Below are 7,183 nucleotides of genomic sequence, written 5' to 3' on the forward strand. Positions count from 1 at the left end.
ACTGGAAGCCTGCCACCCCCTGCGCGCAGACGACCTCGCGGTCACCCTCACCGACCTCGACCCGACCACCCCCGGCGCCGAAGCCCTCGACATCACCACCACCCGCCGACCCTGGCGCACCACCACCGTCACCGTCGAAGCAACCGCAACCACAACCACCGGCGCACCCGTCACCTCAACCAGGCTGCACCTCGAGGACGATCACGAGGCCGGCGCGCCGACGCTCCTCGCCCGAATCCCCGGCACGAACCTCGCCAACGCCAACCTGCCCGACGACGCCCTCCTCCTCACACTGAAAGCCACCCCCGCCGACCAGCACTGCCCCACCCACATCCGCCTACGAATCCGCAGCATCACCCCCACCGCCTTCGCACCCAGACCACCCGCCCCCACAACGACACCACCACCAGCCCCACCCCCACCGGCCAGTCCGCCGGCAGCCTCGGCCAGTCCACCCGCCCCGCCGTCCACCTCCACACCGCCGACGCCAGCCGCGACCTCCGTGGCACCTCCCGATGTGTGGCCATCGCCATCGGCCACGTGAAGGTCGAGAGCAACTCGGCGACCGGCGCCGAACTGGCACGCGCCGCCGGCTGGGAAGCCCAACGGCTGGAGCAGGAATCGAGGACACCGGCATGAAACTCGCCGCGGTCCTCACCCACCTGGTCGATATGACCGGCCGGAAGATCCTGGAAGCCCTCGTCGCCGGTGAACGTGATCCACACCTGCTCGCCGACCTCGCCGCCGGCCGGGGCCCGTGCCAAGATCCTGGTACTCGTCGAGGCACTGGACGGCGAGTTCACCGACCACCACGCCTTCATGGTCCGCCACTACCTCGACGAGATCGACCGCTGGAAGCAGGTCATCGCCTCCTTCGGCGAACGGACCGCGGCCCTCCTCGCCGACCACCAGCCCGATCTGGACCTCCTCGACACGATCCCGGGTATCGGCCGCCCGGCAGCCGAGATCATCATCGCGGAGACCAGGGCGACATGGCCCAGCTCTCCAGCGCGCACCACCTCGCTTTCTGGGGCGGGGTCCGTTACCAGGACCTCGGCACCGACACACGCTCAAATGTCATTGCTCAGATACTCTCCGCGAGGGAGAACGTTGTCAGAGGCCGACGTCGAGCTGGGTGGGATCCGCCAGGAGCGCCTCGTACCGAGTGCGCAACTCGGGCTGTTCCGGAGGAGCGCCGAGGGCCTGTTCTGACGGCTTCTCCGCGAGTGGCACGGCGAGTTCGCTGTAGGCGAGGCCGAGTTCGCGGTGCCGGTAGCTTTCCACCTCGTGGGCGCGTGCACGCCAACGGGCCGAACCCGCGGGATCGGCCGGCCGAGGGCCCATCAGGTCTGTGAGGTAGCGGGGCGGTTCCTGGTCGATACGCAGTAGGGCCTGATCGATCTGGTGGCCGAGGGCAGCATCGATGCGGGCCCGGTACCGCGTGACCATCTCATGGGCGGCAGGCTCACCATCGGCGGCGGCAAGCAGGATGCGGCCAAGCCGTAGCTCGCGTGTTGCCTGCACCCACAGGTGAAGGTCCCTCTCCGACGGCGTGGAATTCGGACGGGCTGGACCGTCCTGGGCCCGTGTCCCCGGGGGGCCTGACGGGCCCTCACCATGACCAAGGCCCCAGGTGGCCGCGGCGAGGGCCGTCTCCGCCTGGCGCGTGCGGGAAACGAGATGCCCGTGCAGGCCGGCGTCGTTCCCGGGCCCGCGCAGGACGCATCCCAGCAGCCGGTCCTCCGCGGCAAGCTCCGCGGTGGGCCGAGCGGCCAGATGCAGGGACTCCGCGGTGTCGAGCAGCGTGACCGCCGCCTGCCAGGCCTCGGCCGCAGTCTGCGGCGCCGGCAGCTCAAACGTGGCGCCGTCGAGGCGCGCCCGCGCGCAAAGGGTTGCAACCCGATGGTCCAGAACCGCTGCTCCGGCCCGAACGGTGCCCAGTTCCTCTTCACCGAGTGCCATCAGAAGATCGTGAGCATCCCAGCCTGCGTCCAGCAGGGCGTGGATGCCGGCCACGGCACGTCGGCGGGGCGCGGCCTCCACCCCGGCGGCGAAGCGGTGTGCGGACGCGGACGCCAGGCGGGCCGCCCACGTGTCGGCCAGCGTGGTGGCCTGGCGGCGCAGTTGTTCCCAGCGGCGGGCGACCGCATCGCGCTCGCCCGGCTCTGGTCGCGGGCCCGGGTTATCGGCCAGCACGCCGGGTCCCTCCGGTACGTCCGGCGTGTAGGAGGCCCGGTAGGTCACGAGCGCCCCGACCGCCCTGTCCCACAGCAGCCGATGGGGTCCGGACTGCGGCCGGGGGCCGATCCGGGCGAGCAGTTCCGGGCCTGGTGCTGCCAGGGCCTGGGCGACAAGCCGGGCCTGCGCGGCGATCTGGGCTCGGCGCAGCACCGACATCGCCGGCCGGTCCCGCTCTTCGCCCGGCCGGCGGGTGGGGTCGGCGAGCGCGAGGAGCTCGGCCAGGCTGTGGGTGCCGCCGAGCCGGTGGGCAGCCTGGGCGACCGGGTCGAGGTCGCCGGCGAGCCGTTCGGTCCGTGAGGTGCGCAGCCGCTCGGTCAGTCGGTCGACCGCGCCGTCGGTCGGCAGGACCGGCAGCCAGTCCTCGTCGTCGAGGTCGGCTTCCAGGTCCGGGCGGCGGATCAGGTAGGCCTGCAGGCGCTCCTGGGCACGCGACAGCATGACGTACAACCCGGCCCGGGAAGTGTCGTCAACGACGATCGGCCGCGCCGTCGACATCGTCGCCCCCTGCGCCTTGTGCGCGGTGAGGGCGTAGGCATGGCCCAGGCCACCGTCACGACCATCCGGGAAGGCGTGGGTGAGGTAGTCCCAACCGACCTCGACCGTTCCCTTCCCGGGGAACCGGACGGTGACCGACTGGTGCTGCGGCCGCTCCGGGTCGACGCGCACCGCCAGGACACGTCCGATGGTTCCGGTGCGGACGTAGTCGCTGCGAGACCTCCCGGCGGGGATCAGCGTGTGACCCGCCTGGGTGAGGGTGATCACCTCGTCGCCTTTCTGGAACTCGCGACCGGCCACGATCAGCACCGGGCCGGTCAGGGAGCCGTCCACGGTCAGCGCGCCGCGGGCCGCGGTGTTGAGTGCGTCGACGTCGCGCTGGCGCTCCGAGAGCATCGGTGCCGCCCGTCCGGCCCGGCCGCGCTCGCCGTACCAGTCAGCGACCGCTGTGGCCAGCAGCCCCGCACGGTCGTCGAACAGGCGAACGTGACCTGAGCGGACCAGCGCACCGACCGCGGCCATCGTCTCGGACGGCAACGCAGAACGCAGGCCTGCCAGTGCCGCGCGGACCTCGGCCATGCCTGATCCGCGTTGGCGGTGGATGCCGGTCAGCCGCGCCGGTGCCGACTCAGCGACGAGGTGCGCGAACCACCCGCCCGCGCCGACACTGCCCAGCTGCGCCGGATCTCCCAGGAAGATCAGCACGGTGCCGGTGCGGGTGGCGTAGCGCAGCAGCCGCTCCGCGTCCCGGGTGGAGACCTGACTCGCTTCGTCCACGACCAGTACGGTGCCGTCCGGCCAGTGGGAGGCCGGATCCTCAGCGTGGTCGAGCAGGGTGAGCCACCCGCTGACCACTCTGGTCTCGACTTCCAGCGTCGCCGCAAGATGTTCGGCCTGACGGCCGCCATGGGCCGCGCCGAGGACGGTGATGCCGCGCGCGGTCAGCAGTCGCGCGACAGTACGCATCGCCGCCGTCTTGCCCGACCCTGCGGGACCGATCACCAGCCGGACCAGATCGTCGTCGGTGAGCAGCTTGCGGACGAGGTCCTGCTGCTCCTCGGTCAGCTGTATCTCCGGCGCGGCGCCGGGGCCGGTACCAGGGCTGGCGCTGGTCCTGGCGCTGGCGCTGGTCGTCAACGCCGTCTGCACTGCCTCGTGAGGGATGAGGGTTCGGGGCGGCCCTCCCCGGTCGACGCGGCCCTGCCGGCACAGGGTGAGCAGGCTGTCCTCAACGTCGAGGAGGTTCTCGGTGCTGAACGTCTCCTCGCCCCGGTGCCGGCGGCGCGCGGACGGCTGCTCGATGCGGACCAGACGGGGATCGGCCAGCAGCCAGTCCACAACTGCGGAGATCGCCGGACCGTCGAGCCGGTCGCCTGCCCAGGCAGCCACCTCCCGGTAGATGTCGCGCCGGTCGAACGTCGGTGCCTTCTCTGTCAGGCCGTGCGGCCCCATCACCCGGTCCGACAACTCGGCGAGCTCCGCGGCCGTCGGGTGTGCCGGCCTGCGGTCACGGTGGCGAGCCAGATCGCGGAGCTGGGAGGGAGACCAGCCCGCCTCGGTCAGGCGGCGCTCCTGCGCTGCGTACACCTCGTCGTCAGCCAGCACCTTCTTCGCAGCGCGGGACCGACGCTGGGCAGCTGCCTCGGTCCGCCCGTCCGGCAGCATTCCCTGCCCCACCAGCTGGGCGAACTCCTCCTGTACCTGCCCGTGCCGGGTGGAGAAGGCGGCAAGCAGCTCGAGGGGAAAGTCCGCCAGCTCCGCTACTCCGTTGCGGACCGGCCCCCAGGTGAGACCGCGCCGACGGGACAGCTCATGGCGCATGGCGGCCGCGCCGACGAACCCGGCGGTGCGCGCATGCCCCAGGAACAGCTCGCTGTCCAACGCCCGCCACTCCACCCGCACCCCACCCGCCGGGTCCCGCTCCGGCTGACCGGTCTCGTCCAGGACGGGGATCGCCACCACGTTCGCGACGATGTTGTGGACGTGCAGGTGCGCCTCGTTCGCCCGCGAGACGTCGTGCAGGTAGGAGGCCGCTGCCAGCCCCAGCCCCGGCTGGTTGCGCCCGGCGACCATGCCCTGAGTCGCGTACCGCTCCAGATAGGAGAACACCGCGTCGATACCGACTTCGACCGACTCCCTGATATCCCGCCGAAGTTCCTCATCCCCGAACGTCCACAACAGGCTCAGGCATTTCGGCGCGGCGCAGACCACGTCCATCCCGATCACCACGGTTGGCGGTTCGCGCTGCTCGATGAAACGGATCAGCTCGCCTCGCGAGACCCGCCACCGACCGGAATCAGGATCCCTTTCCGCGGCCAGCCGCCCACCTGTTCTCTCCCCCTGATCACGATGACGCTTCGTTCGCGTGTCGCTGCTGGGTGACTGTGCGCCAGCCGGGTCCGCTCCCTGCTCTTCACGTGGACCATCTGCTTCCTCATGTTTTCGGCCCGCGAGTCGCCGGAGATAGGACACGTCCACCCCGGCAATCCGCGCCGCCTCCGCCATGGAGAACCACTCCTGACCGGCAGGCAGCTTGACAAACTCCCGATCAGCACGGCCCGCTGACCCCGCCCCGGACAACAACGGTTCGCCCGTCACCCCGTGCCGCCCCATCAACAACCGTTGCAGCTGCTCTGAACTCACAGCGCCGCGCAGTCCGACGAGGCTTCCACCGGAACCGCGGGCCCACCCCTGTGCCTTGCCACCCTCGCCGTAGTAATCCGCCTGCGTCCTCGCAGAGCCGGTCGCGGCAGTGCCTTCGACGTAGGCGACCACCCGGCGCGCGGCCTTCGCCACCGCCGCGGCATCCCTCGCCCGCAGTCCCAACAGCTTCACCGTGACGATCACAGCGCGCGCTCCGTTCCGCGACCGACTCGCCCACCACCAGGAACTGGACCGCCCAGCCGACCGCCGATACCTCCAAAGGAGTGCGAGGCTCGAGATCCTCGGAAAGTGAGGTTCCGACCGCTGCTGCGGACGCAACGGCGACAGGCAACGGGGACCGTCGCCCGACAGGTACGGCCACGGCCAGGCGCAGGCGGTCCCACCTGGGCCGGGGATGTCTCTCGGGATCAGTGCCGGGCCCCGCTGGCGACCGATCCGCGGGCCCCGAACGACGAGCCCTCCTTCCGCCGGCGCGGCGAGGAGGACTCCCTCGGCTATCAGCCGATCAGACATGTCACCGAGAGGCAGGCTGCCGTGGCCAGGCCCCCGTCCTCAACGTCCTATCCGGGAATTCCCGACACGACGTATCCAGTGTCCATCACCGTGCCCGCGGGAGAATGGAGGTTCGCGGCCAGTTATAGCCGACACACACACGGATACACCGCCGAACTGAACCTCGACACCCATTCCGCGAACCCGGCGCTCAGGACCTACACGCAGAACCTGTCAACCCTCGAGGAACGGCTCGGGTTCGCCATCCCGAGCGCAGCCCGTCAGGCCCTCGACCAGTCACCGCGCATACCGCACTTCGGCAGCCCACGGCAGATCATCGGCCTTCACGAAGTGCCACCGAACCCCACGCTACGGCCCACACGCTACAGCCTCATCCGCACGAAAAATCAGCCGAACAGCACGTACAGCGCGGCAATGGAACGCGATCATCCCCTGTACAGCTGGCAGGAACGTGAAGTCCGCATCGACATCCTCGCGGCACGCCATGCCCTCCCCAACCAGGGCCGTGACTCCGTTTACTACCGCATCTGGCATCACGACACCGTCGTGTTCGCCGGCACGGACGTCCATCTTCCGGCCACGATCAACCCGCGGTCTCTGGAAGCGGTCAGGGCCGTCGCCGGGGGCCTTGACGGCATATGGGGTGGAGAGCACCTCACGGACCGCCAACACGAGTTCCTGCTGAAGTACGGCCGTCACGTACTGGATGCCGTCACCGCGGGCACCCGAGCTCTGTCCGACCCACATTCCGCGCCGGCCAGACTCGATCTCGATCAGACAGCGACAGTTCCAGCGGAGGGCGACGCGGACCCGGCTCTCGGTCTTTGACGCCGCAGACGCTTTCAGCGACGCACGCCGGCCACGAACAGGGCCCGCGACCAGATGGCTATGGGTTCCCCCGTCGATCTTCCAGTCGGTGGCGAGCTGCCTCCGACTGGTCGCGACGGGCATGTCCGCCCGGGACGCGGCCCGAGAACTTGGCGTGTCGCATCGGACGGTGCAGAACCACGTCCAGAACGTGCTCGGATAACTCCAGCTGCGCAGTCGGGTCGAGCTGACCCGGTTGCCGTCCGGGAGGGTTACGACGACGGGGCCGGAGCCGGACCGCCGCCCGGCGAACGTCCGCGTCGGGGCGCGGGAACGTCCGCGGGGCGGCGGTTCGCGGCGACGGCGGAGGCCGTCAGAGCGTCGAGTAGCGGAAGACGACGTTGTCCGGGAGCAGGAAGTCCATCGCCGCGCGGCCGACGATGCCGCCGCCGAGCCCGCCCCA

General features: G+C 70.5%; 3 protein-coding genes and 2 pseudogenes. 4 read left to right on the forward strand and 1 reads right to left on the reverse strand.

The features are described 5' to 3' along the window. Positions 1 to 544, forward strand: a pseudogene (locus tag B207_RS40930) (hypothetical protein); the annotation flags it as partial. Positions 545 to 708: 164 nt separating this feature from the next. Next, the gene (locus B207_RS0131740) at positions 709 to 1,212 is read left to right on the forward strand and encodes a hypothetical protein (protein WP_154675762.1); all 504 of its coding nucleotides are present in this window, start codon (positions 709 to 711) and stop codon (positions 1,210 to 1,212) included. Here the strand turns inward: B207_RS0131740 and mobF are convergent. Continuing rightward, on the reverse strand, positions 1,114 to 5,583 hold the full coding sequence (mobF, locus tag B207_RS0131745; RefSeq protein WP_230205342.1) for a MobF family relaxase: 4,470 nt from the start codon (positions 5,581 to 5,583) through the stop codon (positions 1,114 to 1,116). The two genes, B207_RS0131740 and mobF, sit on opposite strands and share 99 nt — an antisense overlap. A 408-nt stretch (positions 5,584 to 5,991) precedes the next feature. On the opposite strand from mobF, the gene B207_RS0131750 reads away from it, so the two are divergent. Both B207_RS0131750 and B207_RS43115 read left to right on the forward strand, forming a co-directional pair. After that, the gene (locus tag B207_RS0131750; protein ID WP_018640728.1) at positions 5,992 to 6,741 is read left to right on the forward strand and encodes a hypothetical protein; all 750 of its coding nucleotides are present in this window, start codon (positions 5,992 to 5,994) and stop codon (positions 6,739 to 6,741) included. 97 nt (positions 6,742 to 6,838) lie between these two features. Further along, positions 6,839 to 7,008, forward strand: a pseudogene (locus B207_RS43115) (response regulator transcription factor); the annotation flags it as partial. Positions 7,009 to 7,183: the final 175 nt, after the last annotated feature.

This window comes from Parafrankia elaeagni (assembly GCF_000374165.1).
Taxonomy (GTDB): domain Bacteria; phylum Actinomycetota; class Actinomycetes; order Frankiales; family Frankiaceae; genus Parafrankia; species Parafrankia elaeagni.